The 23526-nt window shown below is 73.2% G+C and carries 20 protein-coding genes; 5 read left to right on the forward strand and 15 right to left on the reverse strand.

Going from position 1 to position 23526, the window contains the following annotated elements:
* Positions 1-58 precede the first annotated feature (58 nt).
* Entirely contained in the window at positions 59-973 is a 915-nt protein-coding gene (locus tag QQ657_RS03850; RefSeq protein ID WP_284740629.1) for a quinone oxidoreductase family protein, read from the forward strand.
* Here QQ657_RS03850 and QQ657_RS03855 read toward each other — a convergent pair.
* The 13 genes from QQ657_RS03855 to QQ657_RS03915 form a co-directional block, all read right to left on the reverse strand.
* Positions 963-4310: a serine hydrolase gene (locus QQ657_RS03855; protein WP_284740630.1), complete on the reverse strand. Its 3348-nt coding sequence runs from the start codon at positions 4308-4310 to the stop codon at positions 963-965. The genes QQ657_RS03850 and QQ657_RS03855 overlap by 11 nt on opposite strands.
* Positions 4311-4336: 26 nt before the next feature.
* The gene (locus QQ657_RS03860) at positions 4337-5269 is read right to left on the reverse strand and encodes an ABC transporter ATP-binding protein (RefSeq protein ID WP_284740631.1); all 933 of its coding nucleotides are present in this window, start codon (positions 5267-5269) and stop codon (positions 4337-4339) included.
* Positions 5266-7152, reverse strand: coding sequence for a dipeptide/oligopeptide/nickel ABC transporter permease/ATP-binding protein (locus QQ657_RS03865; protein ID WP_284740632.1), 1887 nt, complete (start codon positions 7150-7152; stop codon positions 5266-5268). Before QQ657_RS03865 ends, QQ657_RS03860 begins: the two co-directional genes overlap by 4 nt.
* A gap of 1 nt (position 7153) precedes the next feature.
* A complete protein-coding gene (locus QQ657_RS03870; protein ID WP_284740633.1) occupies positions 7154-8134 on the reverse strand; it encodes an ABC transporter permease in 981 nt (326 codons plus the stop codon).
* Positions 8131-9723: an ABC transporter substrate-binding protein gene (locus tag QQ657_RS03875; RefSeq protein ID WP_284740634.1), complete on the reverse strand. Its 1593-nt coding sequence runs from the start codon at positions 9721-9723 to the stop codon at positions 8131-8133. Before QQ657_RS03875 ends, QQ657_RS03870 begins: the two co-directional genes overlap by 4 nt.
* Positions 9720-10610: a serine hydrolase gene (locus QQ657_RS03880; RefSeq protein WP_284740635.1), complete on the reverse strand. Its 891-nt coding sequence runs from the start codon at positions 10608-10610 to the stop codon at positions 9720-9722. The genes QQ657_RS03875 and QQ657_RS03880 overlap by 4 nt, the downstream gene beginning before the upstream one ends.
* A complete protein-coding gene (locus tag QQ657_RS03885; RefSeq protein WP_284740636.1) occupies positions 10607-11992 on the reverse strand; it encodes a serine hydrolase domain-containing protein in 1386 nt (461 codons plus the stop codon). The genes QQ657_RS03880 and QQ657_RS03885 overlap by 4 nt, the downstream gene beginning before the upstream one ends.
* 117 nt (positions 11993-12109) lie before the next feature.
* Positions 12110-12271 (reverse strand): hypothetical protein, encoded by a 162-nt coding sequence (locus QQ657_RS03890; RefSeq protein ID WP_284740637.1) that lies wholly within the window; start codon positions 12269-12271, stop codon positions 12110-12112.
* Positions 12272-12367: 96 nt separating this feature from the next.
* Positions 12368-13474 carry an o-succinylbenzoate synthase gene (gene menC / locus QQ657_RS03895; RefSeq protein ID WP_284740638.1) on the reverse strand — a complete coding sequence of 369 codons (1107 nt, stop codon included), beginning with the start codon at positions 13472-13474 and terminating at the stop codon, positions 12368-12370.
* Positions 13471-14355: a GNAT family N-acetyltransferase gene (locus QQ657_RS03900; RefSeq protein ID WP_284740639.1), complete on the reverse strand. Its 885-nt coding sequence runs from the start codon at positions 14353-14355 to the stop codon at positions 13471-13473. The genes menC and QQ657_RS03900 overlap by 4 nt, the downstream gene beginning before the upstream one ends.
* A 32-nt stretch (positions 14356-14387) precedes the next feature.
* Positions 14388-15509, reverse strand: coding sequence for a M20 family metallopeptidase (locus QQ657_RS03905; RefSeq protein ID WP_284740640.1), 1122 nt, complete (start codon positions 15507-15509; stop codon positions 14388-14390).
* Positions 15506-17143 (reverse strand): amidohydrolase family protein, encoded by a 1638-nt coding sequence (locus tag QQ657_RS03910; RefSeq protein WP_434056715.1) that lies wholly within the window; start codon positions 17141-17143, stop codon positions 15506-15508. Before QQ657_RS03910 ends, QQ657_RS03905 begins: the two co-directional genes overlap by 4 nt.
* 66 nt (positions 17144-17209) lie before the next feature.
* Positions 17210-17851 carry a TetR/AcrR family transcriptional regulator gene (locus QQ657_RS03915; RefSeq protein WP_284740902.1) on the reverse strand — a complete coding sequence of 214 codons (642 nt, stop codon included), beginning with the start codon at positions 17849-17851 and terminating at the stop codon, positions 17210-17212.
* A 126-nt stretch (positions 17852-17977) separates the two neighbouring features.
* Between QQ657_RS03915 and QQ657_RS03920 the strand changes: the two genes are divergently transcribed.
* The 3 genes from QQ657_RS03920 to QQ657_RS03930 all read left to right on the forward strand — a co-directional run bounded on the left by QQ657_RS03920 (position 17978) and on the right by QQ657_RS03930 (position 20005).
* Positions 17978-18400 carry a DUF6010 family protein gene (locus QQ657_RS03920; RefSeq protein ID WP_284740642.1) on the forward strand — a complete coding sequence of 141 codons (423 nt, stop codon included), beginning with the start codon at positions 17978-17980 and terminating at the stop codon, positions 18398-18400.
* Complete coding sequence (locus tag QQ657_RS03925; protein WP_284740643.1) at positions 18397-18597, forward strand: hypothetical protein; 201 nt, start codon at positions 18397-18399, stop codon at positions 18595-18597. The genes QQ657_RS03920 and QQ657_RS03925 overlap by 4 nt, the downstream gene beginning before the upstream one ends.
* Positions 18598-18691: 94 nt before the next feature.
* Complete coding sequence (locus tag QQ657_RS03930) at positions 18692-20005, forward strand: jacalin-like lectin (RefSeq protein WP_284740903.1); 1314 nt, start codon at positions 18692-18694, stop codon at positions 20003-20005.
* Here the strand turns inward: QQ657_RS03930 and QQ657_RS03935 are convergent.
* On the reverse strand, positions 19990-21174 hold the full coding sequence (locus tag QQ657_RS03935; RefSeq protein ID WP_284740644.1) for an MFS transporter: 1185 nt from the start codon (positions 21172-21174) through the stop codon (positions 19990-19992). The two genes, QQ657_RS03930 and QQ657_RS03935, sit on opposite strands and share 16 nt — an antisense overlap.
* Before the next feature lie 67 nt (positions 21175-21241).
* Here QQ657_RS03935 and QQ657_RS03940 point away from each other — a divergent pair, with 67 nt between their 5' ends.
* Positions 21242-22210 carry an ArsR/SmtB family transcription factor gene (locus tag QQ657_RS03940; protein WP_284740645.1) on the forward strand — a complete coding sequence of 323 codons (969 nt, stop codon included), beginning with the start codon at positions 21242-21244 and terminating at the stop codon, positions 22208-22210.
* On the opposite strand, the gene QQ657_RS03945 is transcribed toward QQ657_RS03940, so the two are convergent.
* Positions 22207-23433: a hypothetical protein gene (locus QQ657_RS03945; RefSeq protein WP_284740646.1), complete on the reverse strand. Its 1227-nt coding sequence runs from the start codon at positions 23431-23433 to the stop codon at positions 22207-22209. The two genes, QQ657_RS03940 and QQ657_RS03945, sit on opposite strands and share 4 nt — an antisense overlap.
* Between the last annotated feature and the right edge of the window lie 93 nt (positions 23434-23526).

Here is a 23526-nt window from a genome sequence, read left to right on the forward strand (position 1 = left end):
TGAACTAGTTGGTGATGCCATCTAAAGTAGTGGGCATTACCAACTAAAAGGAGCCACCATGCGCGCCGCTGTCGTCACCGAGTTCGGGACTCCGCCGACCTGCCGGGAGTTCGCCGAACCGCAGCCCGGGACCGGCGACGAGGTCCTCGTCGACGTCGTCGCCGCGGGCCTGCACCCCCGCGTCCGCTCGCAGGCCGACGGTTCGCACTACACCGAATCGGGTGAACTTCCGCTCGTCCCCGGTATCGACGGCGTCGGCCGGTGCCCCGACGGCACGCTGCGGTACTTCGTCCTGCCCGACACCTCGATGGGCGCTATGGCCGAACGCACCGTCGTGGACACCAGGCGCAGCGTCGTCCTGCCCGAAGACGCCGACCCGGTGCTCGTCGCCGCCGGCATGAACCCCGCGATGTCGGCCTGGGTCGCTCTGCGCCGGCGGATCGAGTTCGCCGCCGGGCAGGACGTGCTTGTCCTGGGCGCCACCGGGAACGCCGGCCGGCTCGCCGTCCAGGTCGCGAAGCACCTCGGCGCGGGCCGGGTGATCGCCGCCGGCCGCGACGCCGGGCGGCTCGCCGAGGTGCCGGCCGACGAAGCCCTCACCTTCGACGAACTCGGCAAGGCCGCCGACGTCGACGTCGTCCTCGACTACGTCTGGGGCCCGCCGACCGCCGAGGCGCTGCGCACCATCGTCACCGAACGCTCCGACCGCGGCCGCCCGCTGACCTGGGTCGAGATCGGCTCGGTGGCCGGGCGGACGATCGAGCTCCCCTCCGCCGCACTCCGGGCGGCGCGCCTGCAGCTCGTCGGCAGCGGCCAAGGTTCGGTACCGACCAAGGAAATCGTCGCGGAGCTGCACGCCTTGGTGAAGGAGATCGGCACCTTCCGGATCGACGCACGCGCGGTGCCCCTTCAGGACGTCGAATCCGCCTGGAGGGACACCGGCAGCACTCAGCGCCTCGTCGTCACTCCTTGACCTTCGGCGTCGCCCGCACGCCCGAGTGCAGGTACCGCTCCCCCGTCGGCAACGAGTAGAACGTCACCGAAATCCAGCCCCGCATGCCCGCGGGACTGAAGGCGAACTGGGCCGGGCCGACCGGCACCAGCTCGTCCTCGGTCGTCGTCTCCGGCACCAGCTCGGCGAGCGGACCGGTGACGGTCTGGCGCATCAGCAGCTTCCCGTCACGCTCCAGGACGTCGATCCGGACCGACTCCCGTTCGTAGACGCCGAGGAACTCCGACGCGTCGACGGCGGGCGGCGGCACGGCCGGTTCGAGCGGACGCGGCATCGCCACGCCCGCCAGCTCGGCGAGGATCTCGCGGTAGAGCTCCTCGTAGAGGTCGTGGGTGCTGCCGCCGTTGGTGAGCAGCGTGACCGCCAGCCCCCGCTCCGGCAGGACCCGCAGGAACGCCGCCTGCCCGATCGTGTTGCCGTCGTGGCCGTAGACACGCCGGCCGTCCCAGCCGAAGCGGATCCAGCCCAGGCCCCAGGAGTCGCCGAGGGTGTCCTTGTCCGGCATCTCGAACTGCTCTTCGGTCATCGCCTGCGCGGACGCGGCCGAGAGCACCCGCGAGCCGTCCGGGCCGAGGCCGCCGGTCAGGTGCAGGCGGGCGAACGCCAGGACGTCGTCGGTCGACGCCGAGATGAGCCCGGCCGGGCCCGCCGAGCGCTGCAGCCCCCACACCGGCGCCGGCTGCGGCTCGGCGTCGCCCGCCGCGACGTGCCCCACCGCCGCGCGCTGCAGGAGCGCTTCCTCCGGCAGGGTGCTCGTGCGCTTAAGGCCGAGCGGGGTGAACAGCCGCTCGCGCAGGGCCGCGTCCCAGGTCTTGCCGGTGAGCTTCTCGATCACGCGGCCGACGAGGACGAACCCCGAGTTGCAGTAGGACAGCGTCGCGCCGAGGGGATGGCTCTGCGCGGCCTGGTCGAGCACCGCCACGTACTTCTCGAGGCAGTCGTCGCCGCGGCCGGTGTCGGTGAAGACGTCGCCGTCGATGCCGCTGGTGTGCGTCAGCAGGTGCCGCAGCGTCACCTTCTTCGTGACGTCGGGGTCGGCGAGGCGCAGCTCGGGCAGGACGTCGGTGATCGGCGCGTCGAGCTTCAGCAGCCCTTCGTCGACCAGCTGCATCGCGACGGTCGCCGTCCACACCTTGGTGATCGAGCCGATCTGGAACACCGAGTCGTCGGTGACCTCGACGCCGGTCGCCTTGTTCAGCACGCCGTGGCTCACCTGGACGACCTCGTCGCCGTCGAGCCGCAGGATGCCCAGCGCCGCACCGGGAACACGGTGCTTGCGCGCGAGCTCGGCGAGGCGGCGGCGCCAGTGCGCGGCGTCGATCGGCACCCGGACCGGCTGGCCCGGCTCGCCCGCGTGCTGCTCCACCCAGTCGGCGATGCGGCGGTTGAAGTCGGCGCGGTGCGACGGGCGTCCCTCGAGGATGAACAGGTGCGACGCGCCCGGGTAGAGCACCAGCCGAGTCGGCACGCCCTGCTCGCGCAGGCCGGTGAACCACTGCTCGGCCTGGCCGGCCGGGCACCGGTCGTCGGCGGCGCCGTGCACGACCAGCGTCGGCGTGCGCACCTTTTCCACCTGCGCCAGCGGGGAAAGCGCCGCGTAGTGCGCGCGGTTCTCCGCCGGGACGGCCCCGAGCTCGGCGACGCCCAGGTAGTGGCCGCTGTCGGACGTGCCGGCCATGCTGACCACGTCGCTGACGACCCCGCCCGCGACCGCGGCGGCGAACCGGTCGTCGCGGCTGGTCAGGTAGCAGGTCATGAAGCCGCCGTAGCTGTAGCCGGTCACCGCGAGCCGTCCGGCATCCGCCACGCCTTCCGCGACGAGCTGGTCCAGCGGCTCAAGGAAGTCCTTGGCGTCGGCCACGCCCCAGGCGCCGACCGCGGCGGTGTAGAACGCTTCGCCGTAGCCGTCGCTGGCGCGCGGGTTGAGCAGCAGGACCGCCCACCCGCGCGCGGCGAGCCGCTGGTGGTAGAGGTGCACGGCGTCGGCGGTGCCGTTCCACGCGTTGTGCGGGCCGCCGTGGATGTCCAGCAGCAGCGGGAGCGGGCCGGTGCGGGCGGGGTCGCGCAGCAGCCACCCTTGCACGACCGTGCCGTCGGAGACGGTGAACTCCCGCTCCTCACGCGTGAACAGCTCGACGTCGCCGGGGCCGTGCGCGGTGTGCACCCGCGCCGCTCCCCCGGTGACGTCGACCGTCGCGATCTCGCCGAACGACGTGGGCGTGGACAGCACGACCGCCGCGGTGGTCCCGGCGACGCTCAGGCCGTCCACGGCGGTCCCGGCCTCGCCGAGGACCCGCCGCGGCTCGCCACCGGTGACGTCGACGGCGTACAGGTGCGTGCAGCCGCGGTCGCGGACGCAGAACAGGACCGTCGAGCCGTCGCCGACGAGCAGCGGGACTGCGCCGGGGTAGCCCGGGCCGCCCGCCATCACGTTGCGGTCGAGGGACGCGGCGAGGTCGGTGGTCTCGCCGCCGTCCAGGGGGACGCGCAGCAGCCCGGCGTGGCCCGCCGCCGTGTCGCGGCGGCCGATGACGAGCAGGGCTTCGCCGTCCGCGGTCCACGTGACGGTCCCGCTCATGCCTTCGGCCGAGCCGGCCAGGCGTGGCTCCGCCGTGCGGTCACCGGGCTCGAGAACGTAGACGCCCGAACGGAAAGTCAGGTCGGGATCGGCGTCCAGGGCACCCGGGAAGGCCAGCTTCGAGCCGTCCGCCGACCAGGCGGGGTCGCCCGCGTGCCAGTCCCCCGACGTCACCCGCCGGACCTCGCCGGTGGCGACGTCGAGGACGTGGACGTGCTTGCGCAGGGTCCGCAGCAGCCCGGCGCCGTCGGCCTTGAAGTCCAGCCGGTCGGCGACCACCGGGGCGCTCGCGCGGCGGCCCTGCGCGCCGTCGTCTTCGCCCTCCTCGGCGTCGAGGTCGATCGGGGCGCTGAACGCGATCTCGGCGCCGTCCGGGCGCCACACCGGCGTCCCCGCGCCGAGCGGCAGCTGGGTGACCTGCTCGGGCTCGCCGCCGTCGGCGGGCAGCAGCCACAGCTGCGCCGGGCCGTCCTGGGCGCGCAGGAACGCGATCCGCGTCCCGTCCGGCGACCACGACGGGGCCGCGTCGGCGGTGCCGCGGGTCAGCCGGCGCGGCTCGCCGCCGTCGACGGCGACCTGCCAGAGCGACCGGGTGTCCTCGTCCTTGTCGCGGTCGGTGGTGCGCAGCGCGTACACGATCCGCGTGCCGTCCGGCGAAATCGCCGGCTGCTCGGGGAACTCCAGGGCGTACAGGTCGTCGATGCCGATACGGCGGGTCATGCGGGTCTCCTTGTGGGATAACGGTCTCACGCGGCGAAGTGGCAGGCCGCGCGGTGCGGCCGGTGGGCGGCGTCGTCGGCCGGGTCGGCACTGACGCACAGCGTGCGGTCGGTGTGCACGAGCGGGCCGATCGGGCACCGCGGGTGGTAGCGGCACCCGGGCGGCGGGTGGTGCGGGTCGGCGGGTTCGGTGTCGGCGAGCGGGTCGTCGGCGGTGTCGTCGAGCAGGCCGCGGTGCGCCGAGGGCGCGGCGGCCAGCAGGTCCCGCGTGTACGGGTGCCGCGGGTCGGTCAGCACCTGCTCGGCGGGCCCGGCCTCGACGATCCGGCCGAGGTACATCACCGCGACGACGTCGCTGACGTACCGGACCACGGCGAGGTTGTGGGAGATGAACAGCATCGACAGCGCCAGCCGCCGCTGCACGTCGCGGACCAGGTTGAGCACCGCGCCCTGCACCGAGACGTCGAGCGCCGAGGTGATCTCGTCGGCGATCAGCACCTTCGGGTTCCCGGCCAGCGCCCGGGCGAGCGCGACGCGCTGGCGCTGCCCGCCGGAGAGCTGCCCGGGCAGCATCGTGGCGCGTTCCGGGTCGAGCTGGACCAGGTCGAGCAGCCTCGCGACTTCTTCGCGCCGGGCTCCGCGAGAGGTGTCCCTGGGCATGGCCTCGGTGATCGACTCGCCGATCGCCATCCGCGGGTCCAGCGACGAGTACGGGTCCTGGAACACCATCTGCAGCGGGCGGCGCCGGGGCAGCTTCCGGACGTCGACGCCGTCGAGCCGCACGCGGCCCGCGCTGACCGGAGCGAGCCCGACGGCCGCCCGGGCGAGCGTCGACTTGCCCGAGCCGGACTCGCCGACCAGGCCGACGACCTGTCCGGACGGGACGGTCAGGCTGACGCCGTCGACCGCCGTCAGCTTGCCGTAGCGAACCCGCACCGAGTCGAACTCCAGCGCACTCATGCGGCACCTTCCTCCCGTGACTGTCCGGAAAGGACACTGACCTGCGGGTGCCAGCACGCGACCCGGTGCGCGTCGGCGGTCGGCTCCAGCACCGGATCCTCGTCCCGGCAGCGGTCGGTCGCCAGCGGGCACCGGGCGGCGAAGGCACAGCCGGGCGGCACCTGGTCGGGCTCCGGCGGGCGACCGGGGATCACGGCGAGCGGCTCGTCGCGGTCGGTGTCGAGGTCCACCGTCGTGGCCAGCAGCGCCCGCGTGTACGGGTGCCGCGGCGGGCTCCCGGTCGGCAGGTCCTCCACCACGCGCCCGGCGTACATCACCAGCATCCGTTCGCACGTCTGGGAAACGACCGCGATGTCGTGGCTGATCAGCAGGATCGCCGCGCCCTCGGCTTCGCGCGTGCGGGCCAGCAGGCGCAGCACCTGCCGCTGCACGGTGACGTCGAGCGCGGTCGTCGGCTCGTCGGCGATGACGAGCTTCGGCTGCCCCATCAGCCCCATCCCGATCATCGCCCGCTGCCGCATGCCGCCGGAGAACTCGTGCGGGTACTGCCGGGCCCGCCGGGCCGCGGCCGGGACGCGCACCGCGGCCAGCCGGTCGACCGCGCGGGCGAACGCCGCGCGCCGCGACAGGCCGTGGTGCTGTTCGGACACCTCGGCGAGCTGCCCGCCGACCCGGCGGGCCGGGTTGAACGACGTCATCGGGTCCTGGAAGACCATGGCGAGCGACGTGCCGAGTTCGCGGTCCGACGCGGCCGCCAGCGGCGTCCCGGCGAACTCCAGGCGATCCGCGGTCACCACGCCGGGCGCTTCGATCAGGCGGGACACCGCGAGCGCGGTCAGGCTCTTGCCAGAGCCCGACTCGCCGACGACGCCGATCGCCTCCCCGGCGCGGACGCTGAAGCTCACCCCGCGCACCGGCACGGTCCACCCACCCGGGCCCGGGAACGCCACCTGGAGGTTCTCGACGACGAGCACGGCGTCGTCGGCGACCGCACCGGCGGCCGCGGGCTTCGGCGCCGGCAGCGGGCCCGCCGCCCGCCGCGACGCGCGCGTCCGGACCCCGACCACACCGGCGACCGTCTCCCCCACCAGGTTGAACGCCAGCCCGGCCAGCACCACCGCCGCGCACGGCCCGAGCGCGGCCACCGGGTTGACGTAGATGCCGTCCAGGCCTTCGCGCAGCAGCCGGCCCCAGTCGTAGTCCGGTGCCTGCACGCCGATCCCGAGGAACGACAGCCCGGCGAAGGCCAGCAGCGCCGAGCCGGCCCCGATGGTCGCGTTCACGACGAGCGGCTCCCCGATGTTGGGCAGCACGTGCCGCGCCAGCAGCCGGATCCGCCCGACGCCGGACACCCGGGCCGCGGCGATGAAGTCCCGCCCGGCCACCGACGCGGACAGCGTCTGCACCAGCCGGGCGAACGCCGGCGCCATCGCGAACGCGATCGCCAGCACCGCGCCCTGCGTGCCCACGCCGAAGATCACGGCGAAGAACAGGGCCAGCAGCAGCCCGGGGAACGCCACCGCGATGTCGACCACGGCGGTGACCAGCCGGCCCGCCCGCCGGGGCAGCACCGACGGCAGCGTCCCGAGGACGACGCCGGCTCCGACGCCGATCGCGGTCGCGAGCACCGCGAGCCCGATCGAGAGCCGGGTCGCCACCAGGGTGCGGAAGAAGAGGTCCCGGCCGAGGGAGTCGGTGCCGAACCAGTGCGCCCCGGACGGGCCCTGCCCGATCGCGTCGGTGTCGATCGCGGCGGCGGCGTCGCCCCAGAACAGCGGGGCCAGCACCGCGAGCGCGACGACCACCGCGAGCAGCACCGCCGAACACGCGCCCACCGGCGTGCGCACGGCCGCCACCCAGACCGCACCGCGTCGTCGCGCCATCTCACGCCTCCCGAATGGCCGAGCGCGGGTCGAGCAGCCCGAGCACGACGTCGACCAGCAGGTTCACCAGCAGCACGCCGACGCCGTAGACCAGCACGATCCCCTGCACCAGCGGGTAGTCCTTCTGCACGATCGACTGGACGATCGTCGAGCCGAGGCCGGGCCAGGCGAACACGTTCTCCACCAGCACCGTGCCCGCGACCATCCCGGTCAGCATCAGCCCGCCCAGGGTGAGCGTCGCGGTCAGCGCGTTCGGCAGCGCGTGCCGGACGTAGACCAGCCGCGCGGGCAGCCGCTTCGCCCGCGCGGTGCGCACGAAGTCGGCGCCCAGCACCGAAAGCAGCTCCACCCGGATCATCCGGGCGAGCACCGCCGCGGGCCCGGCCGCCAGCGCGGCCACCGGCAGCACGTACGCGCTCGCGTCGTCGCTGCCCGCCACCGGGAACCAGCCGAGGCCGACGGCGAGCAACGCGACCAGCCCGACGGCCACGAGGAACTCCGGGACGGCGGCGACGAACACGCTCACCGACGTGAACCCCAGTTCCGCGCCCCGGCGGCGGCCGCCGCGCGTCAGCACCGCGAAACCGACCCCGGCCGGGACCGCGACGACGATCACGACGGCGAAGGCGAGCAGGGCCAGCTGGAGGGTCGCGGGCAGCCGGTCGCCGATCACCTGCGTCACCGGCTGCCCGCTCGCCATCGACGTCCCGAAGTCGCCGGTGACCAGGCCGCGCAGGTAGTGCCCGTACTGCACCCACAGCGGGTCGTCCAGGCCGAGCTCCGCCCGCTTGGCCGCCACCAGGCCGGCGGGCGCGGTGAGGCCGAGCGCGGCGCGCACCGGGTCGCCGGGGACCAGGTGGATCATCAGGAACGCCGCGGTCAGCAGCGCCCACAGCGAGACGGCGAACCGGGCGAGCCGACGCGCGGCGAACGCCGGCCACGGGCTGCCCCGCAGGCCGGCGGGCGCCGCCGCCGTGGTCATTTCGCGTACATCCGGATCGACGCCGGCGTCACGCTGCCCTGGCTGAGCTCGAACTTCGCGCCGCTGGCGTAGGTCGGCACGACGGAGTCGAAGTAGGGCACCGCGTCCACCCGCTTGACCAGCGCGGTCTCCGCCGCGTTCCAGTCCGCGCAGCTGGCGTCACCGGCCTTGGAAGCCGCCTGCCGGACCCCCTGGTCGTAGCCGGGGTTGCCGACGTGGGCGAAGTTCGTGCCGTCGGGCGCGGCCGGGCCGGAGACGAACGGGACCAGCTGGCTCGGCAGCGAGAACCCGACCGGGCCGAGGGACACCTCCCACTCGCCGGTGCCGAACAGGACCTGGCTGAGGCCGGGGCTGTCGACCGCCTTGAGCGTCACGTCGGCGCCGAGGGACTTCCACGTCTGCTGCGCGAGCTCCGCGGTCGGCGCCATCGTCGGGCCGAGCTGGGTGCCGTAGAGGACGGTGAGCGCGAGCTTCTTCCCGTCCTTCACGCGCACGCCGTCCGGGCCCGCCTTCCAGCCCGCCGCGTCCAGGGCGGCCGCCGCCGCGGCCGGGTCGTGCGCCGGCAGGTTGCCGCCGACGGTGTCGCCCGGGCACACCTTCGGCTCGTTCGTGATCATGCCCTGCGACGGCTTGCCGGCCCCGCTGGTCAGCACCTTGCCGAGCTGGGGCAGGTCGAGTGCCTGGGTGAGCGCGCGGCGGACGGCTTCGTCCTGCCCGGGCCGCCCGGAGGCCTGGTTGTAGAAGATCTCGCCCATCGGCGCGGTGAAGTCGCCGTGGAAGAGCTTGCGCGCCTCCAGGCGCTGCCGGTCCGGCCCGTTGATCTGGGCCGCGCTGAGCTCGCCCGACAGCAGCAGGTTCGTCGCGGTCGTGGTGTTCGGGACGACCCGGACGACGACCTTGTCCGGCAGACCTGGCTCGGCCTTCCAGTCGCCGGGACCCCACGTGTAGTCCTTGCGGCGGGTGAACGTGTAGTGGTCGTTGGGCACGGACTCGGTGACGGTGAACATCCCGGTGCCGCTGTCGCCCTTGGCGAGCAACTTGCGGTCCGCGAGCCCCTTGGCGCAGACGATCGGCACCCCGCCGACGTTGCGGGCGAGGAACGCGTCCGGATTCCCGCTGGTGACGTTGACCGTGCGGGTCGCCTCGTCCGCGGTCGCCTTGGTGCCCGGGGCGACGTAGAGGCCGGCGATGGGCGACTTGTTCGCCGGGTCGCCGATGAAGTTCAGGTTGGCCGCGACGTCGGCGGCGGTCAGCGGGCTGCCGTCCGCGCACGTGAGGCCCGGGCGCAGGGTGAAGGAGGCGGTCGTCGTCGACGCCTCCCACTTCGCGGCCAGCCCGGCGACCGGCTTGCCGTCGCCGTCGAGGTTCAGCAGCGTGTCGTAGAGGAACCGGTCGACCTGGATGGCCACCGACAGCACGGTCATGTGCGGGTCGAGGCTGCCGGGGTCGGAGCCGACGCCGAGGCTGAACGTCTTGCCGTCCACCGGGGTGCCGTCGCCGGAGCCCGAGCCGCTGCCCGATCCCCCGCAGGCGGTCGCGGTCAGGGCGAGCACCCCGAGCAAGACCGCCGCGGTCCTTGTCTTGGTCATGGGGTTTCCTTCCGCAGGTGATCCACGGCGAGGCGGGCGGCCTCGCCGATCGCGGCGTCGACGGCGGGTTGCCGCTCGGCGAGGGAGTCCGCGCGGGTGAAGACGGCGACGGCGAACCGGCGACCGTCCGGGTAGGACACGACGCCCGCTTCGTTGCGGACCGCCGGGAGCGTGCCGGTCTTGGCCGCGATCGCGACGTCGGAGGGGAAGCCGGACGAGATCCGGTGGGGCCAGATCTGGCGTGCCATCATCGACCGGACCCGTTCGCACGCCGCCGGGTCGCCGGCGCGGTCGGTCCAGATCGCGTCGAGCAGGGTGGTGATCTCCCGGGGTGTCGACGCCGACGTGCGCTCCGGGTCGAGCACCGCGAGCTTCCAGGTCTGCTCGGGCGTCGCGGCGGCGAAGACGGCGTCGAGATCGGCGTCTTCGGCCGCGCCAAGGTCGGCCAGCACGGAAGCGAAGAGGTCCTCGCAGCAGCCGATCAGCCGGGTGCGGCGCAGGTCGAGGTCGGCGAGGACGCGGTCGACGGCGTCCTGCCCGACGCGGTGGAAGAGCACGTCGGTGGCGGCGTTGTCGCTCATCGTCAGCATGAACAGCGCCAAGTCGCGCCACGTCATCTCGACGTCGTCGGCGCACCCCGCCGTGCCGATCCCGCCGATGCGGTAGCGCTTCCCGACGCGGGTGCGGGCGGTCTCGTCCAGCCGGCCCGCGACGACCTCGCGGGCGTAGGCGAGGGCGACCGGGATCTTGAACACCGACGCGAGCACCACCGGGTCGTCCGCGCCGACGGCGATCTCCGGGCCGCCGCCGACCTCCCGCGCGTGCAAGAAACCCCGCGCGCCGGCTTCGGTGAAGATGTCGGCGATCGCCGTCTCGACGAGGCTCACACGCTCACCCGCCGATCGGCCCGGCCGGTGTGCAGGTAGAGCGCGCGGCCGGTGCCGTCGTCGCCGACGAAGGCGTGCGGCAGGTACATCCCCTGCATCGGCTCGGCCAGGATCAGCGTGTCGCCGTTCATCGCGACCAGCTCGGTCTTCTCCGGCTTGGCCAGCTCCGCGAAGATCCCCTTCGGGACGCGCTCGACCCAGACGCGGCCGTCGTCGTCCTGGCTGACCGTGATGTCCGCGACCGACGACGCGTACTCCCCCACGTACCGCGTGGCGTCGATGCGCGGCGCCGCCCGATCCGGCACCGGCGGCACGGCGAGCGCGATGCCGGTCAGCTCCTTGAGCAGGTGGCCGACGATCTCGGTGTAGACGGGGACCGGGTCGCCGCCGTTGGTCAGCAGCGCGACGGCGACGTCGTGCCCCGGCGCGAGGCGCAGGAACGACGACTGGCCGATCGTGCCGCCGTCGTGGCCGACGACCTCGCCGCCCGCCCAGTCGAACAGCGACCAGCCGAGGCCCCACGCGTCGCCCATCAGGCCGAGGTCGGGCAGCTCCACCACGCGTGCCCGCATGGCGCGGGCGCTCTCCGCGCTCAGCACGCGGGTGCCGTCCGGGCCTTCGCCGTCGCGCAGGTGCATGCCGGCGAACGTCACGAGGTCGCGCGGGCGCATCGCGAGCATCGAGCCCGCCGGGGCGTTGGACGGCGCCAGTGCCCAGATGCCGGCGGGTTCCGGTTCGGCACCGGGCTCCGGCGCCACGTGGCCCAGCGCGGCGCGGAAGCGGATCGCCTCGTACGGGCTCGCGGCGGCGTGCGTCAGTCCCAAGGGGACGAACAGGTGCTCGGCCAGGCAGTCGTTGTAGGACTTGCCGCGCAGCACTTCCACGACGCGGCCGAGCACGCAGAACCCGGCGTTGTTGTAGGAGAACATCTCGCCGGGGGCGAACAGCTGGGGCACGTCGCCGAGGGTGGCGACGAGCTTCTCGACGCAGTCGTCGCCGCGGCCGGTGTCGGTGAAGATGTCGCCCTCGAAGCCGGCGGTGTGGCACATGAGCTGCCGGACGGTGATCCGCGCGGCGGCGTCTTCGTCGCCCAGCTTGAATTCCGGCAGGTGCGTCCGCACCGGCTCGTCGAGGTCGAGCGTGCCTTCGTCGACGAGCTGCAGCGCCAGGGTGGTCGTCCAGATCTTGGTGATGGAGCCGATCTGGAACAGCGAGGCGGCGTCGGCCTCGACGCCGGTGCCCTTGTTGAGCACGCCGGCCGCGTGGTCGATGATCTCGCCGCCGGCGTACACGGCCACGGACGCGCCGGGCACGTGGTGCTCGGCCAAGAGGGCGGGGAGCCGGCTTTCGAGCCAGGCGGAGAGTTCGGTGAGCTTCGACATGGTTGCCTCTCGTCCGACGCTGGGGAACCGGCGATGCGGGGATGCTAGGACGGGACCGGGGCGGCCGATTCGTCGAAACCGACGAGACCCGGCGAAACTTTCATCGCGGCGGACGAATCACCGCAGCCGCCGGGGCAGGGCGGACCGGGCCGCCGCGTACCCCACCGCGACCCGGATCCGGACCTTCGACGTGGTGACCGCCGCCCGGACCGCGTACTGCCGGACCCACACGCGGGCCTCCGCGACGCGGCGGGTGATCGCTTCTTCGGCTGTCTCCATGGGAACTCCGTCCGTTGTGGACTGCTCAGGCGAAGGTGAACCGCTCGGCCCGCTGGGCCGTCCGGAGCTCCCCGGCCCGCTGACTGTCCACTGTGGTCATGACGTGAGCCACGACTTCGCGGTGGTCACCTCGGCGAGCCGTGCCGGGATCGGGGTGACGCCGAGGCCGGGCCCGGACGGCACCGGCAGCCGGCCGTCTTCGAGCACGAACGGTTCGGTGATGTCTTCGGTGTAGAACCGGTCCGACGCCGAGGTGTCGCCGGGCAGGGTGAACCCGGGCAGCGACGCGAGCGCGACGTTGGCCGCGCGGCCCAGCCCGGTCTCGATCATCCCGCCGCACCACACCGGGACGCCGTGCGCGGCGCAGACGTCGTGCACCCGCCGCGCCTCCAGGTACCCGCCGACGCGGCTCGGCTTGATGTTGACGATCCGGCACGCGCCGAGCTTGATCGCGTCGGCCGCCGAGCGGGCGGAGACGACCGACTCGTCCAGGCAGATCGGCGTCCGGATGTGCTTGGCCAGCTCGGCGTGGCCGAGCACGTCCTCCTCTTCGAGGGGCTGCTCGATCAGCAGCAGCTCGAAGGGGTCGAGCCGCTGCAGCTGCGGCACGTCCGAGAGCGTGTACGCCGTGTTCGCGTCGACCTGCAGCAGGACGTCGTCGCCGAAGCGCTCCCGGACCGCGCGCACCGGCTCGACGTCCCAGCCGGGCTCGATCTTCAGCTTGATCCGCAGGTACCCGGCGTCGAGGTAGCCGCCGACGACGTCCACGAGCTTCGGGATGGTGTCCATGATCCCGACCGAAACCCCGCACGGCACCGAGTCCCGGGTGGACCCGAGCGCCGTGCCGAAGGACACGCCGTGGGCGCGCAGCTCGGCGTCGAGCACCGCCATCTCCAGCGCGGCCTTGGCCATCCGGTGGCCCTTGAACTTCGCCAGCAGCGGCGCGACCTTGTTCGCGGTGAGGTCGCCGGCGGCCAGCAGGGTGGGCACGAGGAAGGTCCGCAGCACGTGCTCGACGCCGTCGACGTACTCCGAGGAGTAGAGCGGGTCGACCATCGCGCCGCACTCGCCCCACCCTTCGCCTTCGGACGTCACCGCGCGCAGGAGCAGCAGCTCGCGTTCGGCCTGCGTCCCGAACGACGTCCGGAACGGCGAGACCAGCGGCATCCGGACGCGCAGGAGCTCCACCCCGGTGAGTTTCACGACGACTCCTCCTTCGTGACCACGTACCAGCCGGCACGATCGAATCCGGCGACCGAGGCGCCGCCGGCCAGCAGGCCGCCGAGCACCTCTCGCAGCGCCACCCGCCACGCCCGGCCCCGGCCGGGGTCGGCGCGGCGGAGCGCCTCGATGTCCGGCGGCACGGCGACGAGCACGATCGGCGCGTCGGCGGGGCCGGTGACCGGGCCACCGTCGGCGCCGGCGGCCAGCGCGACCGCGGCGCCCCGGGCTCGCAGCGCGGCCGCGTCGAGCCGGGCCGGCTCGCCCTCGGCGGCCGCCCGCACGGACGGGCTCGCCAGGTCCCAGACGGCCATCAGCCGGTCGGTGTCGCCCCCGCTGTTGATGCCGTCCTCCATCGGGCCGTAGAAGTCCGGCAGGTACTGCTCCGCGCGGGCGGCGAGCTTGGTCAGGTTGAAGTGGGCGTTGCGCCGCACCAGCGGGTCGAACGTCCACGAGATCACCGGGACGTCCTGGCTCAGCGCCCACGCGCGCTGGTGCAGCTTGAGCGCGAAGCCGATGCCGCGGCCGTGCCCGGCGGTGGCGACCCCGGCGATGTGGCTGTGCAGTCCCCCCTTCGCGGGACCGCCGAAGAACCCGAAGCAGGCGCCGAGCAGGTCGGGCCCGTCGAACGCGCCCCCGACGTAGTTGCCCGCCGAAACCATGGCGCGCAACAGTTCCGACGTCACGGGCTGGTTGCCGGGAGCCGGGCGCCAGATCGACTCGAAGAGCCGGGTCACGGCGGTCAGGTCGGCGACCTCGGCCAGGGTCCGGACCTGGACCCCCGAGGCCGTGGCGGCGGCGGTCGCCGTGGCGGCCGCCTCGTCCCGCAGCGGCGGGGCTGTGTTCGTCACGACTTCTGTCACGCCTCCGATCCTGTCCGGACGCCGCCGGCGGGTCACCGTTGTCCCGCACCGGATTCGCCCCGCGCGTTCGTCGGGGCGGACGAACTTCGGTGCGTCAGCACGGTTTCGGTGAGTTTCTCGAGGAGTTCGGTGCGGCTGGCCAGCTCAGCGACGAGGACGTGTTCGTCGTCGGCGTGGGCGCCGCCGCCGACCGCGCCGAGGCCGTCGAGCGTCGGAATGCCCAGTCCGGCCGTGATGTTGCCGTCGGACGCGCCGCCGACCGCCGCTTCCGTGAGCGTCCCGGCCGCGAGTTCGTTCGCGAGGGCGAAGAGGTCCGACGACGCTTTCGCTTCCAGGGGCGGCCGGTTGATGCCGCCGGCGATGCGGATCCGCGCGTTGGCCAGCACCGGTGTCAGGCTTCTCACGGCCGCGTCGACGCGGTGCTGTTCGGCCGCGTCCCACGCCCGCACGTCGACCGCGACGCTCGCCGCGGCGGGCACGGTGTTGGTCGTCGTGCCGGCGCTCAGCGCGGTCGGGACGACGGTGGTCCCCCGGGCCGGGTCAGCGAGCGCCGCCACCGCGAGGATCTGGTGGGCGACCTCGATCCCCGCGTTGACCCCCTTTTCCGGTTCGAGCCCGGCGTGCGCGGCGCGGCCTTCGACCTCGATCCGGTACAGGGAAACGCCTTTGCGGCGGGTCTTGAGCGCGCCGCCGTCGGCCGAGGCCTCGAGCACGAAGACCGCGTCGCACGTCTTGGCTTCGTCCTCGATCAGGGTGCGGGACAGCGGCGAGCCGATTTCCTCGTCGCCGGTGACGAGGATCGAAAGCCCGTCCCGGTCCGGCAGTGCCGCGGCGGCGTGCAGGGCCATCACGACGCCGGCCTTCATGTCGAAGCAGCCGGGTCCGCGCAGGACGCCGTCGCGGACTTCGAAGGGGTGCGTGCGCAGGGAACCCAGTGGCCACACGGTGTCGTGGTGGCCGAGCAGCAGGACGCGCGGCGGTCCGTCGCCGAACCGCCAGCGCAGGTGGGTGCAGCCGTCGGTGACGAGGCGTTCGGGTTCGATGCCGAGCAGGCGCCGCCCGATCCCGGCGACGGCTTCGGCGCTGCGCGCGACGGCGTCGTGGTCGTGCGACGGCGATTCGCAGCGGACGAGCGTCTCGATGTCGTCGATCATCGCGGCTCACCTCGCAGCGGCTTGCCGGGCAGCGCGCCGGTGTCCAGGTTTCCTTCGCTGACCACGGGAACTCCGGCGACGTACAGGTGCCGGACGCCGACGGACGGGCGGGTCGAGTCGGTGTAGGTGGCGCTGTCGGTGATCCGGGCCGGGTCGAGGACGACGAGGTCGGCGTCGGCGCCCACGCCCAGGTGTCCCTTGCCGCGAGCGCCGGGCGCGACGTCGTCGAGGAGCCGCGACGGCAGGTACGAGCAGCGGCGGAACGCTTCGAGCCAGGTCCATTCGGCGGCTTCCCGGACCATCAGGCGCAGGGTCTTGGCGAAGGTGCCCGCGGTCCGCGGGTGCGTCGTGCCGCCCGGGGGCAGCGGCCACTCGGTGCTCTCGGTGCGGCCGTCCGTCCAGTAGACGGGCATGGCGTCGCTGGCGACGACGGCGTCGGGGAAGGCGAGCGCCTGGTGCAGCAGGCCGCGGTCGCGGGGGTCGGTCTCGTCGAGGAACTCGAGGAGGCACGGCGCGCCGGGGTCTTGCTGCCGCAACTGGCGCAGGCGTCCTTCGTCGCGGACCCGCTCCCCCGTCTCGAGGATGACGACGCTCGACGGCTTCAACCCCTTCAGGCGCAAGCGATCCGGGTCGATGAAGGCGGCACCGACGGCCGTGCTGCCCGCGCCGTACGGGTAGGCCTCCACGGTGACGCGCGAGCCTTCGCGCCGGGCGGTGTCGAGGGTGGCGAGAACGCGGTCGATGTGGTGGCCGGAGGTGCTGTTGACGTGGCAGTGGTGCATCGCGGCGCCGGTCTCGCCCGCCGCGGCGACGACCTCCACGGAGCCGTCGACCGGGATCGCGGGGTCGACCTCGACCAGTTCGCGGACGTGGGTGTAGGTGGGCACGCCGGCCTTCGCGGCGAGGTGCGCGACGGCCAGGAACTCGCCGGGCTCGGTCGCGGGCGCGTAACCCATGAGGACGCCGATGCCCAAGGCACCCTTCGCGAGTTCGGCTTCGAGCAGGGATAGCCACGCGGTCAGTTCCTGCTTCGACGAACTCCGTTGCCACTGAGGGTTTCCGAGCACCGCCAGCCCGCTGTCGATGCTCGCGTCGGGCGCGATGTTCGCGAGGACCTGCGCCCGGGCGGCGCCCCAGGAGGCGGAGAAGCCGTAGTGCAGCGGACGTCCGGCCGCGGCGGCCTCGGCGTAGGCCCGGTCGATGGGCATCAGGCCGGCTTCGAGGTCGAGGGCGGTGGTGACGCCGTCCATGGCCTGCAGCCGCTGCCCGGCGATGGAGTGCACGTGGCTGTGCAGGTCGACGAACCCGGGCCCGACGACGAGCCCGCCGACGTCGACTTCGGTGGCGTCCGGGGCGTCGAGATCGGGGCCGATGGCTTCGACGTGGGCGCCGTTCAGGAGGACGTCGGCGATGCCGTCGAAGCCGCTCCCGGGATCCACGACCCGGCCCGCCCGCAAGAGTGTCCGCATCGGGCTGACGTTAGGAGGATTCCGGGCGGTGCCGTTCGTGCGCGCCGACGAACCGCGGCGGCGGGATTGATCCGCGCGGACGAACCCGTCAGGCCGGCGTGGTGCCCCGGCAAACGTCTTGAATGAGTCATTCAGGACCTCGCAAGACCTGAATGACTCATTCAAGACACCGCCGACGAGACCGCCGACCCGCGCCTGCCGAAGCTATCCGGGCGGCGAACGCGAGTCCGGTCAGGAAGCCGGCGTCACGGGTGCCAGGAACAGGCCGGTGATCGCGTCGATCAGGCCCGTCCCGGCGTCGTCCCAGGTCGCCCGTGGTGTCGGGGTGCCCTCCGCCAGCGCCCGCTCGCGCTCCGCCGTCATGTGGATCATCAGCTGCCGGGCCATGTCGCCGCGTTCCGCGCGGACGTCCGGCGGCAGGCCGTCCAGGCAGCGGTTCAGCCCCTCGACCGCGCGGGCGAGGGCCGGGGACGCCAGCGACTCCTCCGCGATGATCTCCCGCAGCGCCGGGTCGGTCATCACCTGGGCGCTGAACCGGGCGAACCACGTCGGCGCGCCCAGCTCCCGCAGGTAGGTCGTGCTCGGGCGGACCAGGCAGGCCACCCAGTCGCGCAGGCCGGCGTCCCCGTCGATGCCCTCGACCAGCTCCGCGCGCAGCCGCTCCATCGGCTCGACGTGCTTGCGGACGATCGCGCGGACCAGGTCGACCTTGGTGCCGAAGTGGTAGTTGACGGCGGCGTTGTTGCCCTGCCCGGCGGCCTCGCTGATGTGCCGGTTGGACACCACCTGCACCCCGTGCTCGGCGAACAGCCGCTCCGCCGTCACCAGGATGCTTTCCCGCGTCGCACTCGCGCGGGCCGCCTTCACGTTCATGTCCACAACCACCTGATCATCCACCGGCCCCCCACCTTACGGAGCCGCCGCGCTGGCGAGAAATCGGCGGAGCCTGGCAGAACGGCCACTGGCCACCCGGGACCGCCGTTCCTAGCGTGGTCGATCATGATCGCAGTGCTCGCGCCGATCCTGATCGGCCTCCTCTACGTCGTGCTCGCGTCCCTGATCGCCGAGCCCCACCGGCGGAAGTTCAACGCCGTCATGGTCGGCGGTGCCGGCGCGGCCTACCTCTCCGGCGGCGCGCTCGGGCCGTGGGAGCTGGTGTTCTGCGCCGTGATGGCGTACGTCGCGTTCCGCGGGCTCGACTCGTGGACGTTCATCGGCATCGGCTGGCTCCTGCACACCGGCTGGGACGTCGTCCACCACCTGAAGGGCCAGCCGATCCTGCCGTTCGCGCACGACTCGTCGTTCGGCTGCGCCTTCTGCGACCCGGTGATCGCGATCTGGTGCTTCACCGGCGGCCGGTCGGTCACCACGTGGTTCCGGCGGGTTGGCACGCCGGAACCGGGGGTACCCGAGCGGACATGAGCACCGACGTCGAACGCGCCGCGCACGCCTTCTGCCCGCGGTGCCACCCCGACCCGCAGCCGGGCGAAGTGCTCATCGCGTTGTGCGGCGCCCGGCACTCGTACTACGGCCGGCGCGACCGGCCGGTGAACACGTGCCCGGCGTGCGTCCGGCTGGCTTCGGCGAACGTCTACGCCTGCGGCCACCCTGGTGCCTGAGGCGGTTGTGTGAGCGCGAACAACGGGCTAACGTGAGAATCCTTCACGATAGAGTCGGCTCCTCCGCTCCGGAAGGAACACCGCCTTGCGCAGAGTGTTCACCGCCTTCGCGACGGCCGTGCTGGCCGCGTCCGGGCTCGCCGTCACCGCTCCCGCCGCCCACGCCGCCGGCGGCACCTTCAGCGTGTTGTCCTACAACGTCGCCGGGCTGCCCGAGGGCATTTCCAGCGCCCCCACCCCGCGCGCGTCGAGCACGACGGCCATCGGGCAGCGCCTCGGCCCGTACGACCTGGTGCACGTCCAGGAGGACTTCAACTACCACGCCAACCTCTACGCGGCCGACACCCACCCGTACCGGACGCCGACCAGCGGCGGTGCCGGGATCGGGAGCGGCCTGAACAGCCTGTCCGGCCTGCCCGTCGACGAGCTGGAGCGAGTCCGCTGGACCTCGTGCCAGTTCGACTCGGGCGACTGCCTGACGCCGAAGGGCTTCACCTTCACCCGGCTCCGGCTCGCCGAAGGCGTCTACGTCGACACGTACAACATCCACACGAACGCGGGCACGAACGACGGCGACCAGGTCTCGCGCGCCGCGAACCTCGAGCAGCTCACGGCCTACATCGCCACGCACTCGGCGGGCAACGCCGTCCTCGTCATGGGCGACACCAACACCCGCTACACCCGGGCGGCCGACACGATCCGGGCGTTCGCGGCCGCCAACGGCCTCACCGACGCGTGGGTCCGGCTCGAACGCGGCGGCGTCCCGCCCGCCGCGGGCAGCGATCCCCTGGTGTGCGACGAAAACGCGGTCACCAATGCATGCGAAGTCGTCGACAAGGTGCTCTACCGCGGCAGCAAGCAGATCACCCTCGACGCGACGTACTACAACAACGAGCACCGCGCGTTCCTCGACGCGGCCGGCGCGATGCTGTCGGACCACGATCCGGTGACCGTGCGGTTCGGCTGGTCGGACAACCCGGCGTTCCGGCTGAGCGACCGGTTCGGCGGCCCGCACGGCACGCCGTTCACCGACCTGGAGCGGATCCCACCGGCCATGCGGGCGTCGGCGTTCACGCTCAGCGCGGGCAGCCGCGTCGACCGGATCGGTTCGACCTCGGCGGACGGCACGACGTCCGGTCACGGCGGAACCGGCGGCACCACCCGGACCTACCGGCTGGCCGACGGCGAGTACGCGGTCTCCGCCGAGCTGTGCCAGGGCAGCTACAACGGCCACACCCGGATCTTCTCCGCCCGCATCACGACCAACCGCGGCGGCACGCTCGCCGGCGGGACGACGACCGCGGACTGCACGACCGCGACGGCCCCGGACGGCTGGCAGATCGCGGGCTTCCACGGCCGCGCGGGTGACGAGGTAGACCAGCTCGGCTTCATCTACACGCGGCGCTGACCGGTCCACAACGGACTGATCAGCACGGGTAGCGCAGCAACCAGGGCGAGCCCGCGCACGGCGGCCGCGACGAGGTACGGCGCCCGCAACCCCAGCCCGTGCGCCACCAGGCCGCCGGCCAGGGTGCCGACCGGGATCAAGCCCCAGCTGAGCAGCCGGTACGCGCTGGAGACCCGGCCGAGCAACGCGGACGGCACCAGCTCCTGCCGAAGGCCGACGCTGACGATGTTCCACAACGTCGTCACGAAGCCGTTCACGGCGAGGAACGCGCCGAGCATCACGGCGTCACGGCTCAGGCCGATGCCGGCGAACGCGGCGACGTTCGCCGCCAGCGCCGTCAGCAACGCCGGCCGGGCCCCGATCCGGGCCAGGACGCGCGCGTTGACCAGGCCGCCGAGCACGCTCCCGAGCGCGGCGCCGGCGAGCAGCAGGCCGTAGCCGCGCGCGTCGAGGTGCACCACCTCGGTGGCGAGCAGGACGAGCGTCGCGGCGGCCAGCTGACCGCAGAAAGTGTTGACACCCACCAGGATCGCGAGCGTGCGCAGCAGCCGGTGCCGCAGCAGCCACGCCAGGCCTTCCCGGATCGCCGAGCGCGTCCGGGCGGCGCCGGCTCGCCGGGGCAGCCTCGCCACCAGGACGGCGGACGCCGCGAACGACACGGCGTCGAGCCCGAACGGGAGCGCCGCCGCGACGCCGAACAGCAGGCTGCCCAGCGGCGGGCCGGCGAACTGCTCGGTGACCGTCGTGATCGCCTGCTGACGGCCGTTGGCCCGGGGCAGCAGCGGCTTCGCGACCAGGTCCGGCAGGATCGCCTGGGCCGCGGTGCTGAAGACGACTTCGCCCGCCCCGAGCCCGAACGCCGTGACGGCGAGGACCGGGATCCCGATCGCCCCACAGGCGGCCAGGACGGCGGTGATGGCGACCAGCACGGCTTGCGCCGCCTGCGCGCGCCACATCAGGCCGGCGCGGTCGTGGCGGTCGGCCAGCGCGCCGGCGGGCAGGGACAACAGCAACCAGGGCAGGTACGCCGCGGCCGAGACGAGGGAAACGAGCCTCGGGTCGTGGGTGAGCGTGACGGTCAGCAGGGGCACCGCCGCGGTGAACGCGCCGGTGCCGAGGTTGTCGATGCCGGTCGCCCACAGGAGCCGCCGGAAGTCCGGTCCGATCATGACCCGATCTTTTGGCCCGCCGCGGCTTCGCGGACAGCATTTAGCTCCGCGCTACATACTCGGAACCATGGCCATGATCCTCGAACTCGGCGTCGCGGAGCTCGCGGCGACCCGCTTCGCGATCTCCCCGCTGTCGGAGACGGTCGCGTGCCTGCAGCAGCTGGGCGGCCGTGAGCGGCAGGCGAGCGCCCTGCCGTGGCTGCGCTGGGCGGAGGACGAGCTCGCCCGCGCGCCGCTGGACCTGCCGTGGACGTGGCCGCTGATCGTGAGCGACCGGCCCAGCTGGCCGGAGTTCCTGGTCCCCGCGCCCCGCGGCGCGGGTCCGTCCATCGAGGACGATCTGGCCGCGCTGCGGCGGACGACCGCGCGTCAGGTCCGGGCCAGCCTCGGGCGGGTGTTCGGCACGGACCTCCGCGGGACCGTCGCCGAGCTCGCCGCGCGCCCGGCGGCCGGGCTGAAAGCGATCGCCGGAGAGCTGCTGCGGGCGCACGACCGGCTGCTCGCCCCGCACTGGCCGAGGATCCGGGCCGTCCTCGACGCCGACGTCGCCCACCGCGCGCGGATGCTGGCCGCGGGCGGCGCCGACCGGCTGTTCGCCGGCCTGCACCCGGACCTGCGCTGGCGCGCCGGAAAGCTGCTGCTGACCGGCGACCGCCAGGTGAACCGGGGTCCCGGCGGCCTCGTCCTCATCCCGGTCGTGCTCGGCTGCCCGCACGTCCTGGTCAAGGGCAACACGTCCACGCAGACGACGGTCCGCTACCCGGCCCGCGGGCGCGGTGTCCTGTGGACGGCGGGCACCCGGCCCCCGGCGGCCGGCACCGTCCGGCTGCTGGGCCGCGCGCGGGCCGGGCTTCTCGAGGCGCTGCGCTCCCCCGCCACCACGACCGACCTGGCCCGCGCCCTCGGCGTGACGCCCAGTGCGGTGTCGCAGCACCTGAACGTCCTGCGCGAAAACGGGCTGGTCGAACGGGAACGCTCCGGGCGCCAGGTCCTCTACCTGACCACGGCGCTCGGAGCGGCCCTGCTCGCCGGTTAACCCAAGGAGGACAGCGGCACCGCGAACACCGACCGGCCACAGGTCTGGTTCTGCGCCTGGCAGTCGGCGGTCGACCACTCCGACTGGGACCAGACCAGGCCCGTCGACCAGTCGTAGGTCAGCGCCTCCGGGTGCACCGCCCAGCAGGCGGACGTCGAGCCGCACGTCGCCGAGGTGCTCGCCGTCGTCGTCTGGGCCCAGAGCTGGCCGTTGATCGTCGCCGAGCTGTGGGCCACGTACCACTTGCCGTCGTGGGACAGGACGCCCTGCATGTTGCCGACGTAGCTGCGGAACGCCTCCGTCGCGGTCCCGGTCAGCAGGTAGTCCGTGCCCATCGGGAAGCGGTAGAGCCGGCCGTGCAGGCTCTGGTCGGAGAAGTACTCGGTCGTCACGATGCTGGCCGGGCTCGTGCTGCGGTCCAGCGAGAGCGACGAGAAGCACGGCACGCCGGTGTCGGACGCCATGCTGCAGGTGCCGCCCGCGTAGGTGTAGTAGCCGACCTGCATCATCGCGTACTTGTACGTGTAGGCCGCATATCCGCCCGACGTCTTGCCGATCGCGTTCGACGTCGTGTCGGTCAGCTGCAGGATGTGCTTGGTGCTGAACACCCGGATCGCGGTCGAGGTGTTCCCGACGGCGGTGACGTAGATCTTGTCGCCGTACCAGGCCATCCCGCCCATGTGGGCGGTCGCCGCGGAGAAGCTGCTGCCGGTGCTGTTGGGCACGGCCAGGTACATCATCCGGTGGGCCGAGGAGGCGGGGTTGTCGTAGTTGACCGCCTGGATCCGCGCGTCGTTGTAGCGGCCGAGCGCGTCGGTGCCGTGCCAGCCGGACAGGATGATCTTGTCCGCACCCCACAGGCCGTCGTCGTCGGCGTCCCCGGAGGTCGTGATGCCCTGCGGGACCCAGGTCGTGCTGCCGGCCCGTTCGGAGTCCCAGCACAACGACTTCGTGGCGGCCGGCGCCTTGGGCAGCGCGGCCTTCTCCGCGCTGGTGCAGCCGGTCATCGCGTAGCTGGTGTCGTTGACGACGGTGTTGAGGCTGACGTTCGGCAGCGCGTTGTCCAGCGCGGTCAGCGCGGCGGCCGGGGTCGCGTGCCAGACCAGGTTCTGCTTGGTCGTGGTCGTCAGCGGATCGCTGTAGGCGGCGCTGGCCGTCCCGGGCAGCGCCAGTGCGCCGGCCACCACGGCCAGCGCGAGGAGGAGCACTTTCGGAGTTCGCATGGACGCCATTGCGCCAGAGGCGGATCCAAAATCCGTACACCCGGTTGTACGGCCCTTGTACCGGCGATGTCTTGAATGAGTCATTCAGGACCT

The organism is Amycolatopsis ponsaeliensis (genome assembly GCF_030182635.1).
Taxonomy (GTDB): Bacteria; Actinomycetota; Actinomycetes; order Mycobacteriales; family Pseudonocardiaceae; genus Amycolatopsis; species Amycolatopsis ponsaeliensis.